The sequence below is a fragment of the Aeromonas sp. s1(2024) genome (genome assembly GCF_040908005.1).
GTDB classification, from domain to species: domain Bacteria; phylum Pseudomonadota; class Gammaproteobacteria; order Enterobacterales; family Aeromonadaceae; genus Aeromonas; species Aeromonas caviae.
Genome location: NZ_JBFOCW010000033.1, coordinates 1 through 13,447, shown reverse-complemented (window position 1 = coordinate 13,447; position 13,447 = coordinate 1). Strand labels below are relative to the sequence as shown.

Annotated in this window: 27 protein-coding genes; all 27 read left to right on the top strand. The window is 53.6% G+C overall.

The window, feature by feature from the left end; genetic code table 11:
* Positions 1 to 14: 14 nt before the first annotated feature.
* The 27 genes from rplC to rplQ all read left to right on the top strand — a co-directional run bounded on the left by rplC (position 15) and on the right by rplQ (position 13,303).
* Complete coding sequence (gene rplC / locus AB5Y70_RS07985; RefSeq protein ID WP_010672559.1) at positions 15 to 647, top strand: 50S ribosomal protein L3; 633 nt, start codon at positions 15 to 17, stop codon at positions 645 to 647.
* Positions 648 to 664: 17 nt separating this feature from the next.
* Positions 665 to 1,270 (top strand): 50S ribosomal protein L4, encoded by a 606-nt coding sequence (rplD, locus tag AB5Y70_RS07980; protein WP_005340616.1) that lies wholly within the window; start codon positions 665 to 667, stop codon positions 1,268 to 1,270.
* Entirely contained in the window at positions 1,270 to 1,569 is a 300-nt protein-coding gene (gene rplW, locus AB5Y70_RS07975) for a 50S ribosomal protein L23 (protein WP_342690021.1), read from the top strand. The genes rplD and rplW overlap by 1 nt, the downstream gene beginning before the upstream one ends.
* A gap of 15 nt (positions 1,570 to 1,584) precedes the next feature.
* Complete coding sequence (gene rplB, locus AB5Y70_RS07970; RefSeq protein ID WP_010672560.1) at positions 1,585 to 2,406, top strand: 50S ribosomal protein L2; 822 nt, start codon at positions 1,585 to 1,587, stop codon at positions 2,404 to 2,406.
* A gap of 22 nt (positions 2,407 to 2,428) precedes the next feature.
* A complete protein-coding gene (gene rpsS, locus AB5Y70_RS07965; protein WP_005307960.1) occupies positions 2,429 to 2,707 on the top strand; it encodes a 30S ribosomal protein S19 in 279 nt (92 codons plus the stop codon).
* A 10-nt stretch (positions 2,708 to 2,717) separates the two neighbouring features.
* Positions 2,718 to 3,062 carry a 50S ribosomal protein L22 gene (gene rplV, locus AB5Y70_RS07960; protein ID WP_010672561.1) on the top strand — a complete coding sequence of 115 codons (345 nt, stop codon included), beginning with the start codon at positions 2,718 to 2,720 and terminating at the stop codon, positions 3,060 to 3,062.
* A gap of 3 nt (positions 3,063 to 3,065) precedes the next feature.
* Entirely contained in the window at positions 3,066 to 3,779 is a 714-nt protein-coding gene (gene rpsC / locus AB5Y70_RS07955) for a 30S ribosomal protein S3 (RefSeq protein ID WP_005331168.1), read from the top strand.
* A 13-nt stretch (positions 3,780 to 3,792) separates the two neighbouring features.
* Positions 3,793 to 4,206, top strand: a complete 414-nt coding sequence (gene rplP, locus AB5Y70_RS07950; RefSeq protein WP_010672562.1) for a 50S ribosomal protein L16 — start codon at positions 3,793 to 3,795, stop codon at positions 4,204 to 4,206.
* Positions 4,206 to 4,397 carry a 50S ribosomal protein L29 gene (gene rpmC / locus AB5Y70_RS07945; RefSeq protein WP_005307965.1) on the top strand — a complete coding sequence of 64 codons (192 nt, stop codon included), beginning with the start codon at positions 4,206 to 4,208 and terminating at the stop codon, positions 4,395 to 4,397. The genes rplP and rpmC overlap by 1 nt, the downstream gene beginning before the upstream one ends.
* On the top strand, positions 4,397 to 4,645 hold the full coding sequence (gene rpsQ, locus AB5Y70_RS07940; protein WP_005307966.1) for a 30S ribosomal protein S17: 249 nt from the start codon (positions 4,397 to 4,399) through the stop codon (positions 4,643 to 4,645). Before rpmC ends, rpsQ begins: the two co-directional genes overlap by 1 nt.
* Before the next feature lie 148 nt (positions 4,646 to 4,793).
* On the top strand, positions 4,794 to 5,162 hold the full coding sequence (rplN, locus tag AB5Y70_RS07935) for a 50S ribosomal protein L14 (RefSeq protein WP_005307975.1): 369 nt from the start codon (positions 4,794 to 4,796) through the stop codon (positions 5,160 to 5,162).
* Positions 5,163 to 5,173: 11 nt separating this feature from the next.
* Entirely contained in the window at positions 5,174 to 5,491 is a 318-nt protein-coding gene (rplX, locus tag AB5Y70_RS07930) for a 50S ribosomal protein L24 (protein ID WP_005307977.1), read from the top strand.
* A gap of 13 nt (positions 5,492 to 5,504) precedes the next feature.
* A complete protein-coding gene (rplE, locus tag AB5Y70_RS07925; protein ID WP_005331162.1) occupies positions 5,505 to 6,044 on the top strand; it encodes a 50S ribosomal protein L5 in 540 nt (179 codons plus the stop codon).
* Between the two features lie 10 nt (positions 6,045 to 6,054).
* The gene (gene rpsN / locus AB5Y70_RS07920; RefSeq protein ID WP_005331161.1) at positions 6,055 to 6,360 is read left to right on the top strand and encodes a 30S ribosomal protein S14; all 306 of its coding nucleotides are present in this window, start codon (positions 6,055 to 6,057) and stop codon (positions 6,358 to 6,360) included.
* Between the two features lie 19 nt (positions 6,361 to 6,379).
* Positions 6,380 to 6,772 carry a 30S ribosomal protein S8 gene (rpsH, locus tag AB5Y70_RS07915; protein ID WP_010672564.1) on the top strand — a complete coding sequence of 131 codons (393 nt, stop codon included), beginning with the start codon at positions 6,380 to 6,382 and terminating at the stop codon, positions 6,770 to 6,772.
* A gap of 13 nt (positions 6,773 to 6,785) precedes the next feature.
* Positions 6,786 to 7,319 carry a 50S ribosomal protein L6 gene (gene rplF / locus AB5Y70_RS07910; RefSeq protein WP_010672565.1) on the top strand — a complete coding sequence of 178 codons (534 nt, stop codon included), beginning with the start codon at positions 6,786 to 6,788 and terminating at the stop codon, positions 7,317 to 7,319.
* A gap of 9 nt (positions 7,320 to 7,328) precedes the next feature.
* A complete protein-coding gene (rplR, locus tag AB5Y70_RS07905) occupies positions 7,329 to 7,682 on the top strand; it encodes a 50S ribosomal protein L18 (RefSeq protein ID WP_010672566.1) in 354 nt (117 codons plus the stop codon).
* A gap of 14 nt (positions 7,683 to 7,696) precedes the next feature.
* Positions 7,697 to 8,197, top strand: coding sequence for a 30S ribosomal protein S5 (rpsE, locus tag AB5Y70_RS07900; protein ID WP_005340605.1), 501 nt, complete (start codon positions 7,697 to 7,699; stop codon positions 8,195 to 8,197).
* Between the two features lie 6 nt (positions 8,198 to 8,203).
* Positions 8,204 to 8,383, top strand: a complete 180-nt coding sequence (rpmD, locus tag AB5Y70_RS07895; RefSeq protein WP_005307985.1) for a 50S ribosomal protein L30 — start codon at positions 8,204 to 8,206, stop codon at positions 8,381 to 8,383.
* 2 nt (positions 8,384 to 8,385) lie between these two features.
* Entirely contained in the window at positions 8,386 to 8,823 is a 438-nt protein-coding gene (gene rplO, locus AB5Y70_RS07890; RefSeq protein ID WP_005307987.1) for a 50S ribosomal protein L15, read from the top strand.
* An 8-nt stretch (positions 8,824 to 8,831) separates the two neighbouring features.
* On the top strand, positions 8,832 to 10,160 hold the full coding sequence (gene secY, locus AB5Y70_RS07885; RefSeq protein ID WP_010672567.1) for a preprotein translocase subunit SecY: 1,329 nt from the start codon (positions 8,832 to 8,834) through the stop codon (positions 10,158 to 10,160).
* A gap of 27 nt (positions 10,161 to 10,187) precedes the next feature.
* On the top strand, positions 10,188 to 10,301 hold the full coding sequence (gene rpmJ / locus AB5Y70_RS07880) for a 50S ribosomal protein L36 (protein ID WP_005319705.1): 114 nt from the start codon (positions 10,188 to 10,190) through the stop codon (positions 10,299 to 10,301).
* 139 nt (positions 10,302 to 10,440) lie between these two features.
* On the top strand, positions 10,441 to 10,797 hold the full coding sequence (rpsM, locus tag AB5Y70_RS07875; protein ID WP_005307991.1) for a 30S ribosomal protein S13: 357 nt from the start codon (positions 10,441 to 10,443) through the stop codon (positions 10,795 to 10,797).
* Between the two features lie 14 nt (positions 10,798 to 10,811).
* Positions 10,812 to 11,201 (top strand): 30S ribosomal protein S11, encoded by a 390-nt coding sequence (rpsK, locus tag AB5Y70_RS07870; RefSeq protein WP_005319702.1) that lies wholly within the window; start codon positions 10,812 to 10,814, stop codon positions 11,199 to 11,201.
* Between the two features lie 39 nt (positions 11,202 to 11,240).
* The gene (gene rpsD / locus AB5Y70_RS07865) at positions 11,241 to 11,861 is read left to right on the top strand and encodes a 30S ribosomal protein S4 (RefSeq protein WP_010672568.1); all 621 of its coding nucleotides are present in this window, start codon (positions 11,241 to 11,243) and stop codon (positions 11,859 to 11,861) included.
* A gap of 25 nt (positions 11,862 to 11,886) precedes the next feature.
* Positions 11,887 to 12,876, top strand: coding sequence for a DNA-directed RNA polymerase subunit alpha (gene rpoA, locus AB5Y70_RS07860; protein WP_005307997.1), 990 nt, complete (start codon positions 11,887 to 11,889; stop codon positions 12,874 to 12,876).
* Positions 12,877 to 12,919: 43 nt separating this feature from the next.
* On the top strand, positions 12,920 to 13,303 hold the full coding sequence (gene rplQ / locus AB5Y70_RS07855) for a 50S ribosomal protein L17 (RefSeq protein WP_005307999.1): 384 nt from the start codon (positions 12,920 to 12,922) through the stop codon (positions 13,301 to 13,303).
* The last annotated feature ends 144 nt before the right edge of the window (positions 13,304 to 13,447 follow it).

Below are 13,447 nucleotides of genomic sequence, written 5' to 3'. Positions count from 1 at the left end.
AGAGGTTGATAACAATGACAATCGGTCTTGTAGGTCGCAAAGTGGGTATGACTCGCATCTTCACTGAAGATGGCGTTTCTATCCCGGTGACTGTTATCGAAGTTGAAGCTAACCGTGTAACTCAGGTCAAATCTGTAGAAACCGACGGCTACAACGCTATTCAGGTTACCACTGGCGCCAAGAAAGCCAGCCGCGTAACCAAGCCGGAAGCTGGCCACTTCGCCAAAGCTGGTGTAGAAGCCGGTCGCGGTCTGTGGGAATTCCGCCTGAACAACGGTGAAACTTTCACTGTTGGTAGCGAGCTGAAAGTAGATCTTCTCGCTGACGTTAAGCTGGTAGACGTTACCGGCACATCCAAGGGTAAAGGTTTTGCCGGTACTGTTAAGCGCTGGAACTTCCGTACCCAGGATATGACCCACGGTAACTCCCTGTCCCACCGTGTACCTGGCTCCATCGGTCAAAACCAGACCCCGGGCCGTGTATTCAAGGGCAAGAAGATGGCTGGTCACATGGGTGCTGAGCGTGTAACGACTCAGAACCTGGAACTGGTTCGTGTTGACGCTGAACGCAACCTGCTGCTCATCAAAGGCGCAGTACCGGGTGCAACCAACGGCAACGTGATCGTCAAACCTGCCGTCAAAGCGTAACGTCTGAGGAGATAGTAATGGAATTGGTAATGAAAGACGCCAAGAGCGCTCTTGAAGTTTCCGAGACTACCTTCGGGCGCGAATTCAACGAAGCTCTGGTTCACCAGGTTGTCGTTGCATATGCCGCTGGTGCCCGTCAGGGTACTCGTGCGCAGCTGACTCGCTCTGAAGTGTCTGGTGGCGGCAAAAAGCCGTGGCGTCAGAAGGGTACTGGTCGTGCCCGTGCTGGCTCCATCCGTTCGCCCATCTGGCGTTCCGGTGGTGTGACCTTTGCTGCTAAGCCGCAAGATCACAGCCAGAAAGTAAACAAGAAGATGTACCGCGGCGCTATCCGTAGCATCCTGTCCGAGCTGGTACGTCAAGAGCGCCTGATCGTTGTTGAGAAGTTCGGCATCGAAGCGCCGAAGACCAAAGAACTGATCGCCAAGCTGAAAGAAATGGAACTGACTGACGTTCTGATCGTGACTGCTGAAGTCGATGAGAACCTGTTCCTGGCTGCTCGTAACCTGTACAAAGTTGACGTGCGTGACGTTGCCGGTATCGACCCGGTCAGCCTGATCGCTTTCGACAAGGTTCTGATGACTGCTGACGCAGTTAAGCAAATCGAGGAGATGCTGGCATGATCCGTGAAGAGCGTCTGCTGAAAGTTCTGAAGGCTCCGCACATCTCTGAAAAGAGCACCATGGTCGCAGAAAAGCAGAACACTATCGTGTTCAAAGTTGCTGTTGATGCCACCAAGGCGGAAGTCAAAGCTGCAGTTGCGAAACTGTTCGAGGTCGAAGTTGAGACCGTCCGTACCCTGAACATGAAGGGTAAGACCAAGCGCGCAGGTGCACGCGTAGGCCGTCGTTCCGATTGGAAAAAGGCTTATGTGACCCTGAAAGCTGGTCAGGACATCGACTTCATGGGCGCAGCCGAGTAAGAGGAGTTCTGAAAAATGGCAATCGTTAAGTGCAAGCCTACTTCTCCGGGCCGCCGCCACGTCGTCAAGATCGTCAACCAAGAGCTGTACAAGGGCAAGCCCTTCGCCGCTCTGCTGGACAGCAAAAGCAAGTCCGGTGGCCGTAACAACAACGGTCGTATCACCACTCGTCACATCGGTGGTGGTCACAAGCAACACTACCGTCTGATCGACTTCAAACGCGACAAAGACGGCATTCCGGCCAAAGTTGAGCGTCTGGAATACGATCCCAACCGTACCGCAAACATCGCCCTGGTGCTGTATGCAGACGGTGAGCGTCGTTACATCCTGGCTCCGAAAGGCCTGAAAGCTGGTGATGCAATCGCCTCTGGTGCTGATGCTGCCATCAAGGTGGGTAACACCCTGCCGATGCGCAACATCCCGGTCGGTTCTACCGTTCACGCCGTTGAGATGAAGCCTGGTAAAGGTGCCCAGCTGGCTCGTTCCGCTGGTACTTTCATCCAGATCCTGGCTCGTGAAGGTAACTATGTAACTCTGCGTCTGCGTTCCGGCGAAGTACGTAAAGTTCTGGCCGAGTGCCGCGCTACCATCGGTGAAGTGGGTAACTCCGAGCACATGCTGCGTCAACTGGGTAAAGCCGGTGCTAACCGCTGGCGTGGTATTCGTCCGACCGTTCGCGGTATGGCGATGAACCCGGTTGATCACCCGCACGGTGGTGGTGAGGGTCGTAACAAGGGCATGCAGCCTGTGTCCCCATGGGGCCAGAAGGCTAAGGGCTTCAAGACCCGTAAGAACAAGCGTACCGACAAGTACATCGTACGTCGTCGTAACAAGTAATTGTTAACATAGAGGAATCACCATGCCACGTTCTCTCAAGAAGGGTCCATTTATCGACCTGCACTTGCTGAAGAAGGTAGAGAAAGCGGTGGAAAGCGGGGATAAAAAGCCGGTTAAGACCTGGTCCCGTCGTTCAATGATCATCCCGAACATGATCGGTTTGACCATCGCTGTCCATAATGGTCGTCAGCACGTTCCGGTTTTCGTTACCGAAGAAATGATCGGTCACAAACTGGGTGAATTCGCACCGACTCGTACTTATCGCGGCCATGCTGCTGATAAGAAGGCTAAGAAGCGCTAAGGGATAAATGATGGAAGCTATCGCTAAACACCGTTATGCCCGTACTTCTGCCCAGAAAGCTCGTCTGGTAGCCGATCAAGTACGTGGTCTGTCCGTAGACAAGGCTCTGAACATCCTGACCTTCAGCCCGAAAAAGGCTGCTGTTCTGGTGAAGAAAGTGCTGGAATCTGCCATTGCCAACGCTGAGCACAACGAAGGTGCCGATATCGACACCCTGCGTGTTGCCACCATCATGGTAGACGAAGGTCCCTCCATGAAGCGCATCCGCCCGCGTGCCAAAGGTCGCGCGGATCGTATCCTCAAGCGTACCGCTCACATCACTGTAGTGGTATCCGACGCTAAGGCTGGGAGATAAGCAATGGGTCAGAAAGTACATCCTAATGGCATTCGCCTGGGTATTACCAAGCCTTGGAATTCTACCTGGTTCGCGAACACCAAAGACTTCGCTGACAACCTGTACAGCGATTTCCAAGTACGCCAGTTCCTGACCAAGGAGCTGAAAAACGCTTCCTTGTCCAAGATCACTATCGAGCGTCCGGCCAAGAGCATTCGTGTGACCATTCACACCGCTCGTCCGGGTGTCGTGATCGGCAAGAAAGGCGAAGACGTTGAAAAACTGCGCAAAGCTGTAGCCGCGATCGCTGGCGTGCCTGCTCAGATCAACATTTCCGAAGTCCGCAAGCCGGAGCTGGATGGCAAACTGGTTGCCGACAGCATCACTTCCCAGCTGGAGCGTCGCGTAATGTTCCGTCGTGCTATGAAGCGCGCCGTACAGAACGCCATGCGCCTGGGTGCCAAGGGCATCAAAGTGGAAGTTTCCGGTCGTCTGGGCGGTGCTGAAATCGCGCGTACCGAATGGTACCGTGAAGGTCGTGTGCCCCTGCACACCCTGCGCGCCGACATCGACTACGCAACTTCTGAAGCCCACACCACTTACGGTGTGATCGGCGTTAAAGTTTGGATCTTCAAGGGCGAAGTTCTGGGCGGTCTGGCTGCAGTCAATGCTGCCGCTGCTCAAGAGCAAGCTCCTGCGAAGCCCAAGCGTGACAACAAGCGCCGCGCTGCCAAGTAAGGAGATTCGGTAAATGTTGCAACCTAAGCGTACTAAATTCCGCAAGACCCACAAGGGTCGTAACCGCGGTCTGGCCAATGCCGGTAACGAAGTATCCTTCGGTACCTTTGGCCTGAAGGCGACATCTCGTGGTCAACTGACTGCTCGTCAAATCGAAGCAGCCCGTCGTGCCATGACCCGTCACGTTAAGCGTCAAGGCAAGATCTGGATCCGTGTGTTCCCGGACAAGCCCATCACCGAAAAGCCCCTCGAAGTTCGTATGGGTAAAGGTAAGGGTAACGTGGAATACTGGGTTTGCCCGATCCAGCCTGGCAAGGTTCTGTACGAGATGGATGGTGTACCTGAGGCTCTGGCGCGTGAAGCGTTTGCCCTGGCCGCAGCTAAGCTGTCTGTTCAGACCACTTTCGTAATTAAGACGGTGATGTGATGAAAGCCCAAGATCTGCGTCAAAAGAGCGTCGAAGAACTGAACCAGGAGCTGCTGGGTCTGCTGCGTGAGCAATTCAACATGCGCATGCAAGCTTCCACCGGCCAGCTGGCTCAGACTCACACTCTGAAACAAGTGCGTCGTGACGTCGCACGTATCAAGACTGTACTGACTGAGAAGGCAGGTGCGTAATGACTGACAAGATCCGTACTCTGCAAGGTCGTGTAATTAGCGACAAGATGGACAAGTCCATCACCGTCGCTATCGAGCGCAAGGTAAAGCACCCGATCTACGGTAAGATCATCAAGCGTACTACCAAGCTGCACGTGCATGACGAGAACAACGAGTGCAAGGCTGGCGATCTCGTGGAAATCCGCGAGTGCCGCCCGCTGTCCAAGACCAAGTCCTGGACCCTGGTTGCTGTCGTAGAAAAGGCCTAATTCGGTACTTTTTAGCCCAAACGGCCCCCCATCGGGGCCGTTTGTTTTTTAGGCTACCTTTTCAAAAATAGCTGTGTTATAGTTTCGCGCCTTTTGAAGGCAGCCAGATCCCATCAGGGATAAGAAGTAAACAAAGCGGAGCACTAAGATGATCCAGATGCAAAGTATGCTGGGTGTTGCCGACAACTCCGGCGCTCGCAGTGTAATGTGTATTAAGGTTCTGGGTGGTTCGCACCGCCGTTATGCCGGCATCGGCGACATCATCAAGGTTTCCATCAAGGAAGCCATTCCTCGCGGTAAAGTGAAGAAAGGTGATGTGTATAACGCGGTGGTCGTACGCACCCGTAAAGGCGTTCGTCGTCCGGACGGCTCTGTCATCCGTTTCGACAACAATGCGGCTGTGTTGCTTAACAACAACCAACAGCCAATCGGTACTCGTATTTTTGGCCCGGTGACCCGTGAACTCCGTAACGAGAAGTTCATGAAGATTGTGTCCCTGGCACCCGAAGTACTGTAAGGAGTCGAACGATGGCAGCTAAAATCCGTCGCGAAGACGAAGTAATTGTTCTTACCGGCAAAGACAAGGGCAAGCGTGGCAAAGTCACTCAAGTCCTGATTGCAAAAGGTAAGGTAATCGTGGAAGGCATCAACCAGGTGAAGAAACACCAAAAGCCGGTACCCGCACTGGGTCAGGCTGGCGGCATCGTCACCAAAGAAGCCCCCATCGATGTATCTAACGTCGCGCTGTTCAACTCTGCCACTGGCAAGGCTGACCGCGTTGGTTTCCGGATTGAAGACGGCAAGAAAGTCCGTTTCTTCAAATCCACCGGCGAACTTGTGAAGTAATTGGAGTTTAACGATGGCGAAACTGCATGATTACTACAAATCCGATGTAGTAAATGAACTGTCCAAGCAGTTCGGTTACAAGACTATCATGCAAGTCCCTCGGATCGAGAAAATCACCCTGAACATGGGTGTTGGTGAAGCGATCTCTGACAAGAAGTTGCTGGAAAATGCTGCTGCCGATATGGCTGCCATTTCCGGTCAGAAACCGCTGATCACCAAAGCACGCAAATCTGTTGCGGGCTTCAAGATTCGTGAAGGCTACCCGATAGGTTGTAAAGTAACCCTGCGTGGCGAGCGTATGTGGGAGTTCCTGGAACGGCTGATTTGCATCTCCGTACCGCGTATCCGTGACTTCCGTGGTCTGAACGCCAAGGCGTTCGATGGCCGTGGTAACTACTCCATGGGCGTGCGTGAGCAAATCATCTTCCCGGAAATCGACTATGACAAGGTCGATCGCGTCCGTGGTCTGGATATCACCATCACCACTTCCGCGAATACCGATGAAGAAGGCCGTGCTCTGCTGGCTGCCTTTAACTTCCCATTCCGCAAGTAAGGTTAGGGTTATGGCTAAAACATCCATGAAAGCACGTGAAGCAAAGCGTGCGAAGCTGGCAGCCAAGTTCGCGACCAAGCGTACCGAGCTGAAAGCTATCATCGTTGATATGAACGCTTCTGAAGAAGCGCGTTGGGATGCTGTCTTGCAACTGCAACAGCTGCCCCGTGATTCCAGTCCGTCCCGCCAGCGTAACCGTTGCAACATCACTGGTCGTCCGCACGGTTTCCTGCGGAAGTTTGGCCTCTCTCGCATCAAGGTGCGTGAGCATGCCATGAAGGGCGAAATTCCGGGCCTCAAAAAGGCCTCTTGGTAAGAATCTCGGGAGTTAGACTATGAGCATGCAAGATCCGATCGCGGATATGCTGACCCGCATCCGTAACGGTCAGGCGGCGAGCAAAGTTGCGGTTTCCATGCCTTCTTCCAAGCTGAAAGTGGCTATCGCCAAAGTGCTGAAAGAAGAAGGTTACATCGCTGGCTACAACGTAGCTGGTGACGTGAAACCGGAACTGGAAATCGAACTGAAGTATTTCCAGGGCAAGCCGGTTGTAGAACTGATCCAACGCGTGAGCCGTCCCGGCCTGCGTATTTACAAGCGCACTACTGATCTGCCGAAAGTCATGGGCGGTCTCGGTGTTGCTATCGTGTCCACGTCTAAAGGTGTGATGACCGACCGTGCTGCCCGCAAGGCAAGCATGGGTGGTGAGATCATCTGCTACGTCGCTTAATAGGAGGTCGGAAATGTCTCGCGTTGCTAAGGCACCCGTCACTATTCCTGCTGGCGTAGAGGTGACTCTGAACGGCCAAGAACTGTCCATCAAAGGTGGCAAGGGTTCCCTGGTTCGTTCCATCCACGCCGGTGTAGAAGTGACCAAAGAAGACAATGTACTGAAGTTCGCCCCGCGCGACGGCATCGCTGGTGCTGACGCTCAGGCCGGTACTGCCCGTGCATTGGTCAACAACATGGTAGTCGGTGTTACCCAAGGCTTCGAGCGCAAGCTGCAGCTGGTTGGTGTAGGTTACAAAGCCTCCATCAAGGGCAATGCTGTTGCGCTGGCACTGGGCTTCTCTCACCCGGTAGAGCATGCGCTGCCGGCTGGTGTCACCGCTGAATGTCCGTCCGCCACCGAGATCGTTCTGCGTGGTGTGGACAAGCAGCTGGTTGGCCAAGTCGCCGCCGATATCCGTGCTTACCGCGCTCCGGAGCCCTACAAGGGCAAGGGTGTACGCTATGCCAACGAGCAAGTGCGTACTAAAGAAGCTAAGAAGAAGTAAGGTAACACTATGGACAAGAAAGCAGCTCGTCTCCGTCGTGCTACTCGTGCTCGGAAAAAGATGCAGGAACTGGGAGCTACCCGTCTGGTTGTTCACCGTACCCCGCGTCATATCTATGCGCAGGTTATTGCAGCCAACGGTTCCGAAGTTCTGGCCTCTGCTTCCACAGTAGAGAAAGCCATCAGTGAAGCTCTGAAATACACCGGTAACGCAGATGCTGCTACCGCTGTAGGTAAGGCTATCGCTGAGCGTGCTATTGCCAAAGGCGTTCAGAACGTATCTTTCGATCGTTCCGGTTTCAAGTATCACGGTCGTGTAGCCGCTCTGGCTGCCGCTGCTCGTGACGCTGGTCTTCAGTTCTAAGCTAGGAGTCGAAGATGGCTAAAGTCGAATCTCAAGCCGGCGAACTGCAAGAAAAGCTCATTGCAGTAAACCGTGTTTCGAAAACTGTTAAAGGTGGTCGTATCATGTCCTTCACCGCGTTGACCGTGGTGGGTGATGGTAACGGCCGTGTAGGTTACGGTTACGGTAAGGCCCGTGAAGTTCCGGCCGCCATTCAAAAGGCGATGGAACAGGCTAAGCGTAACCTGAACAAGGTTGAGCTGAACAACGGCACCCTGCACCACCCGGTGCGTGGCGTTCACTCTGGTTCCACCGTGTTCATGAAGCCGGCCTCCCAAGGTACTGGTATCATTGCAGGCGGCGCCATGCGTGCCGTACTGGAAGTTGCTGGTATCCACAACGTGCTGGCCAAGACCTACGGTTCCACCAACCCAATCAACGTTGTTCGCGCAACTGTCGACGCTCTGGTTCACGGTCAATCACCGGAACAGATCGCGGCCAAGCGTGGTCTGCGCGTTGAAGAAATTCTGGGGTAATGCGACATGGCTAACACTGTAAAAGTAACTCAAACTCGCAGCTCTATCGGCCGTCTGCCAAAGCACAAGGCGACTCTGCGTGGTCTGGGTCTGCGTCGCATTGGTCACACCGTTGAGCTGGAAGATACTCCCTGCGTACGCGGCATGATCAACCAAGTTTATTACATGGTTAAGGTGGAGGGCTAAGCATGCGTCTGAATACTCTGTCTCCGGCCGCTGGCTCCAAGCGCGTCAAGCACCGTCCGGGCCGTGGTATCGGTTCTGGTCTGGGCAAGACCGGTGGTCGTGGTGTTAAAGGTCAAACCTCTCGTTCCGGTGGCGGCAAGGTCCGCAACGGTTTCGAAGGCGGCCAGATGCCTTTGAAAATCCGTCTGCCGAAGTTCGGTTTCTTCTCTCGCAAATCTTTGGTTTCTGCCGAAGTGCGCCTGAACGAAATCGCCCTGGTAGAAGGTGATGTGGTCGACGTGAGCACTCTGAAGCAAGCCGGTGTTATTACCAAAAACATCGTGTTCGCTAAAGTTGTTCTGTCTGGCAACATTGACCGTGCTGTGACCGTTCGTGGTCTGTCCGTCACCAAGGGTGCACGTGCAGCCATCGAGGCCGCTGGCGGTAAAATCGAGGAATAATCAGTACAATGGCTAAGAAACCAGGATTGGATGTTAAAGCACAAGGTGGTCTGAGCGAACTGAAGAGCCGTCTGCTCTTCGTTCTCGGGGCAATTATCGTGTTCCGTGCAGGCTCTTATGTGCCGATCCCTGGTATTGACGCCGCCGTACTGGCCGAGTTGTTCCAACAACAGAAGGGCACCATCATTGAGATGTTCAACATGTTCAGTGGTGGTGCACTCTCGCGTGCTTCTATTCTTGCACTGGGGATCATGCCGTACATTTCGGCGTCGATCATTATCCAGTTGCTGACTGTGGTTCACCCTGCTCTTGCTGAACTCAAGAAAGAAGGTGAATCCGGCCGTCGCAAGATTAGCCAATATACCCGTTGGGGCACGCTGGTTTTGGGAACGTTCCAGGCCATTGGTATTGCAACAGGTCTGCCGAATATGATGCAAGGACTCGTGACTCATCCGGGTTTGGGCTTCTATTTCACAGCCGTTGTGAGTCTGGTCACCGGTACCATGTTCTTGATGTGGTTGGGTGAACAGATTACCGAGCGTGGGATTGGTAATGGTATCTCGTTGATTATCTTCACAGGTATCGTCGCCGGTCTGCCTCATGCCATTGGCGCTACGGCCGAACAGGCACGTCAAGGGGAATTGCACATCCTGCTGTTGTTGTTGCTGGGCTTGATTGTTTTCGCTGTGACTTACTTTGTGGTGTTCGTGGAGCGTGGTCAGCGTCGTATCGTCGTTAACTATGCCAAGCGTCAACAAGGCCGCCAGGTATTCGCTGCGCAAAGCACACACCTGCCGTTGAAAGTGAATATGGCCGGTGTGATTCCTGCGATTTTCGCATCCAGCATCATCCTCTTCCCGGGTACCATTACCTCCTGGTTTGGTCAGGGCGAGGGCAAGATCGCTGACATTCTGCAACAGGTCTCTATGGTCCTGCAGCCGGGTCAGCCCTTGTACGAGATGCTCTATGCAGCAGCCATTATCTTCTTCTGCTTCTTCTATACCGCGCTGGTGTTCAACCCCCGCGAGACAGCAGATAACCTGAAGAAGAGTGGAGCCTTTATCCCGGGGATCCGCCCGGGCGAGCAGACAGCACGTTACATCGATAAGGTTATGACTCGCCTGACATTGGCAGGTGCGCTCTATATTACCTTTATCTGTCTGGTACCCCAGTTCCTGATGACTGCCTGGAACGTACAGTTCTACTTCGGTGGCACCTCGCTGCTGATTATCGTGGTAGTTATCATGGACTTCATGGCTCAGGTTCAAACCCATATGATGTCTCATCAATATGGCGACGTCCTGAGGAAGGCCAACCTGAAGGGCTACGGCCGCTAAAGGTCGGCGTAGTTACGGAGTTAAGCAATGAAAGTTCGTGCTTCCGTTAAGGCAATCTGCCGTAACTGCAAAATCATCAAGCGTCACGGTGTGGTGCGTGTGATTTGCAGCGAGCCAAAGCATAAACAGCGCCAAGGCTAATTTTTTACGGTTAGTACTTGCAACAAATAGTTGTGCTGGCTAATATAGCCAGCCAACTTTTGTTGTGTATTGGTTGACCGCCACGTATCCGCTCACGGGCTTTGTGGTGGTCGTTATCTACTATATGTAGGAGTGAATAGTGGCCCGTATCGCTGGCATTAACATTCCTGACCATAAACATGCAGTCATTGCGTTGACTGCTATTTATGGCGTCGGTCGTACCCGCTCCAAGGCCATCTGTGCCGCAGCCGGTATCGCTGAGAATGTGAAAATTAAAGACCTGGACGAAGCTCAGATCGAGAGTCTGCGTGAACAAGTAGGTAAATTCACCGTTGAAGGTGACCTGCGTCGTCAGATTTCCATGAACATCAAGCGATTGATGGATCTGGGTTGCTACCGTGGTTTGCGTCACCGTCGTAGCCTGCCTGTTCGTGGTCAACGTACCAAGACCAACGCTCGTACCCGTAAGGGTCCGCGCAAGGCTATCAAGAAGTAACGGGAAGGTAGAAAATGGCTAAAACTCCGACTCGTGCTCGCAAGCGCGTTAAAAAGCAAGTGAGCGACGGTATTGCGCACGTTCATGCATCTTTCAACAACACAATCGTGACCATTACTGACCGTCAGGGCAATGCTCTGTCTTGGGCTACCTCTGGTGGTTCCGGTTTCCGTGGTTCCCGTAAGTCCACTCCGTTTGCTGCCCAGGTAGCTGCTGAGCGTGCTGGTGAGATCGCCAAAGAATACGGCGTGAAGAACCTGGAAGTCATGGTCAAAGGTCCGGGTCCCGGTCGTGAGTCTTCCATCCGCGCTCTGAACGCGGCTGGTTTCCGCATCACTAACATTACTGATGTGACTCCGATCCCGCACAACGGTTGTCGTCCTCCCAAGAAGCGCCGCGTGTAACGCTGTAGCTACTTGGTCTAGGATTGTTGGAGAAAGAAGATGGCAAGATATATCGGTCCTAAGCTTAAGCTTAGCCGTCGTGAGGGCACCGACCTCTTCCTGAAGTCTGGTGTTCGTGCGATTGATTCTAAGTGCAAGATTGACACCGTTCCTGGTCAACACGGTGCGCGTAAAGCGCGTCTGTCCGACTACGGTGTGCAACTGCGCGAGAAACAAAAAGTACGTCGTATCTACGGCGTATTGGAAAAACAGTTCCGCAACTACTACCGCGACGCTGCCCGTCAAAAGGGTAACACCGGTGAAAACCTGTTGCAGCTGCTGGAAGGTCGTCTGGACAACGTCGTCTACCGCATGGGCTTCGGCGCCACTCGTGCTGAATCTCGTCAGCTGGTGAGCCACAAAGCCATCATGGTAAACGGCCGCGTTGTGAATGTTCCTTCTTTCCAGGTATCCCCTGAGGACGTGATCTGCGTTCGCGAGAAGGCTAAGAAGCAAGCGCGTATCAAAGCTTCCCTGGAAGTTGCTGGTCAGCGCGAGAAGCCGACTTGGGTAGAGGTTGACGCTGCTAAGATGGAAGGTGCCTTCAAGCGCCTGCCGGAGCGTTCCGACCTGTCTGCCGACATTAACGAACAGCTGATCGTCGAGCTTTACTCCAAGTAAAGCTAGCTTCTAAAGAGAGGACACAATGCTGGGTTCTGTAACAGATTTTCTTAAACCGCGGCTAGTTGACATCGAGCAAGTTAGCCCGACTCACGCGAAAGTGACTCTCGAGCCGCTTGAGCGTGGCTTTGGCCACACGCTGGGCAATGCCCTGCGTCGTATTTTGCTGTCATCTATGCCCGGTTGTGCGGTTACTGAAGTCGAGATCGACGGAGTACTGCACGAGTACAGCAGCAAAGAAGGTGTACAGGAAGACATTCTTGAAATCCTGCTCAACCTGAAAGGTATCGCTGTGAAGCTGGAAGGCAAGGACGAGGTAACTCTGTCCCTGACCAAGTCTGGAACAGGCCCCGTTACCGCTGGTGATATCACTCACGGTGATGAAGTCGAGATCGTAAACCCGGAGCACGTAATCTGCCACCTGACTGGTGCAAATGCTGAGATCAGCATGCGCCTGAAAGTTCAGCGCGGTCGTGGTTATGTGCCTGCTTCTGCTCGTGTTCACAACGATGATGAAGAGCGTCCTATCGGTCGCCTGCTGCTGGACTCCGCGTTCAGCCCCATCGTTCGCATCGCCTACAATGTCGAGGCGGCACGTGTGGAACAGCGCACCGACTTGGACAAGCTGGTTATCGACATGGAGACCAATGGTACTCTGGATCCGGAAGAAGCCATCCGTCGTTCAGCCACTATTCTGGCAGAGCAACTGGAAGCCTTCGTGGATCTGCGCGATGTCAGCGTGCCCGAGAAGAAAGAAGAGAAACCCGAGTTTGATCCGATTCTGCTGCGTCCTGTCGATGATTTGGAGCTGACAGTTCGTTCAGCGAACTGTCTGAAGGCAGAAGCTATCCACTATATTGGTGATCTGGTACAGCGTACCGAAGTTGAGTTGCTTAAGACTCCTAACCTCGGTAAGAAGTCCCTGACTGAGATCAAGGACGTGTTGGCCTCCCGTGGTCTGTCTCTTGGCATGCGCCTTGAGAACTGGCCGCCCGCCAGCATCGCTGACGAGTAATCCAGATTACGGGTTTCACAGATTTAGTTAGAAGGATAAGGTCATGCGCCATCGTTTGAGTGGTCGTCAACTGAACCGGAACAGCAGCCATCGTCAGGCTATGTTCCGCAACATGGCCAGCTCCCTGGTTCGTCATGAGATCATCAAGACGACTCTGCCTAAGGCAAAAGAGCTGCGTCGTGTAGTTGAACCGCTGATCACCCTTGCCAAGACTGATAGCGTTGCTAATCGTCGCCTGGCATTTGCCCGTACTCGCGATAACGCGATCGTGGCTAAGCTGTTCAATGAACTGGGCCCGCGCTACCTGGAGCGCGCCGGCGGTTATACTCGCATTCTGAAATGCGGTTTCCGTGCTGGCGACAACGCTCCTATGGCTTACATTGAGCTGGTAGACCGCCCGGCCGCTGCTGAAGCAGCTGCTGAGTGATAAAAGAAAAAGCCGGGCTTGTCCCGGCTTTTCTTTTGGTGGATTCTGATACTGCCTCTACTGCCTCTACTGCCTCTACTGCCTCTACTGCCTCTACTGCCTCTACTGCCTCTACTGCCTCTACTGCCTCTACTGCCTCTACTG

Coding starts and splice junctions, on each gene's coding strand:
- rplC (WP_010672559.1), top strand. CDS start 15: ATGACAATCGGTCTTGTAGGTCGCAAAGTGGGTATGACTCGCATCTTC.
- rplD (WP_005340616.1), top strand. CDS start 665: ATGGAATTGGTAATGAAAGACGCCAAGAGCGCTCTTGAAGTTTCCGAG.
- rplB (WP_010672560.1), top strand. CDS start 1,585: ATGGCAATCGTTAAGTGCAAGCCTACTTCTCCGGGCCGCCGCCACGTC.
- rpsS (WP_005307960.1), top strand. CDS start 2,429: ATGCCACGTTCTCTCAAGAAGGGTCCATTTATCGACCTGCACTTGCTG.
- rplV (WP_010672561.1), top strand. CDS start 2,718: ATGGAAGCTATCGCTAAACACCGTTATGCCCGTACTTCTGCCCAGAAA.
- rpsC (WP_005331168.1), top strand. CDS start 3,066: ATGGGTCAGAAAGTACATCCTAATGGCATTCGCCTGGGTATTACCAAG.
- rplP (WP_010672562.1), top strand. CDS start 3,793: ATGTTGCAACCTAAGCGTACTAAATTCCGCAAGACCCACAAGGGTCGT.
- rpmC (WP_005307965.1), top strand. CDS start 4,206: ATGAAAGCCCAAGATCTGCGTCAAAAGAGCGTCGAAGAACTGAACCAG.
- rpsQ (WP_005307966.1), top strand. CDS start 4,397: ATGACTGACAAGATCCGTACTCTGCAAGGTCGTGTAATTAGCGACAAG.
- rplN (WP_005307975.1), top strand. CDS start 4,794: ATGATCCAGATGCAAAGTATGCTGGGTGTTGCCGACAACTCCGGCGCT.
- rplX (WP_005307977.1), top strand. CDS start 5,174: ATGGCAGCTAAAATCCGTCGCGAAGACGAAGTAATTGTTCTTACCGGC.
- rplE (WP_005331162.1), top strand. CDS start 5,505: ATGGCGAAACTGCATGATTACTACAAATCCGATGTAGTAAATGAACTG.
- rpsN (WP_005331161.1), top strand. CDS start 6,055: ATGGCTAAAACATCCATGAAAGCACGTGAAGCAAAGCGTGCGAAGCTG.
- rpsH (WP_010672564.1), top strand. CDS start 6,380: ATGAGCATGCAAGATCCGATCGCGGATATGCTGACCCGCATCCGTAAC.
- rplF (WP_010672565.1), top strand. CDS start 6,786: ATGTCTCGCGTTGCTAAGGCACCCGTCACTATTCCTGCTGGCGTAGAG.
- rplR (WP_010672566.1), top strand. CDS start 7,329: ATGGACAAGAAAGCAGCTCGTCTCCGTCGTGCTACTCGTGCTCGGAAA.
- rpsE (WP_005340605.1), top strand. CDS start 7,697: ATGGCTAAAGTCGAATCTCAAGCCGGCGAACTGCAAGAAAAGCTCATT.
- rpmD (WP_005307985.1), top strand. CDS start 8,204: ATGGCTAACACTGTAAAAGTAACTCAAACTCGCAGCTCTATCGGCCGT.
- rplO (WP_005307987.1), top strand. CDS start 8,386: ATGCGTCTGAATACTCTGTCTCCGGCCGCTGGCTCCAAGCGCGTCAAG.
- secY (WP_010672567.1), top strand. CDS start 8,832: ATGGCTAAGAAACCAGGATTGGATGTTAAAGCACAAGGTGGTCTGAGC.
- rpmJ (WP_005319705.1), top strand. CDS start 10,188: ATGAAAGTTCGTGCTTCCGTTAAGGCAATCTGCCGTAACTGCAAAATC.
- rpsK (WP_005319702.1), top strand. CDS start 10,812: ATGGCTAAAACTCCGACTCGTGCTCGCAAGCGCGTTAAAAAGCAAGTG.
- rpsD (WP_010672568.1), top strand. CDS start 11,241: ATGGCAAGATATATCGGTCCTAAGCTTAAGCTTAGCCGTCGTGAGGGC.
- rpoA (WP_005307997.1), top strand. CDS start 11,887: ATGCTGGGTTCTGTAACAGATTTTCTTAAACCGCGGCTAGTTGACATC.
- rplQ (WP_005307999.1), top strand. CDS start 12,920: ATGCGCCATCGTTTGAGTGGTCGTCAACTGAACCGGAACAGCAGCCAT.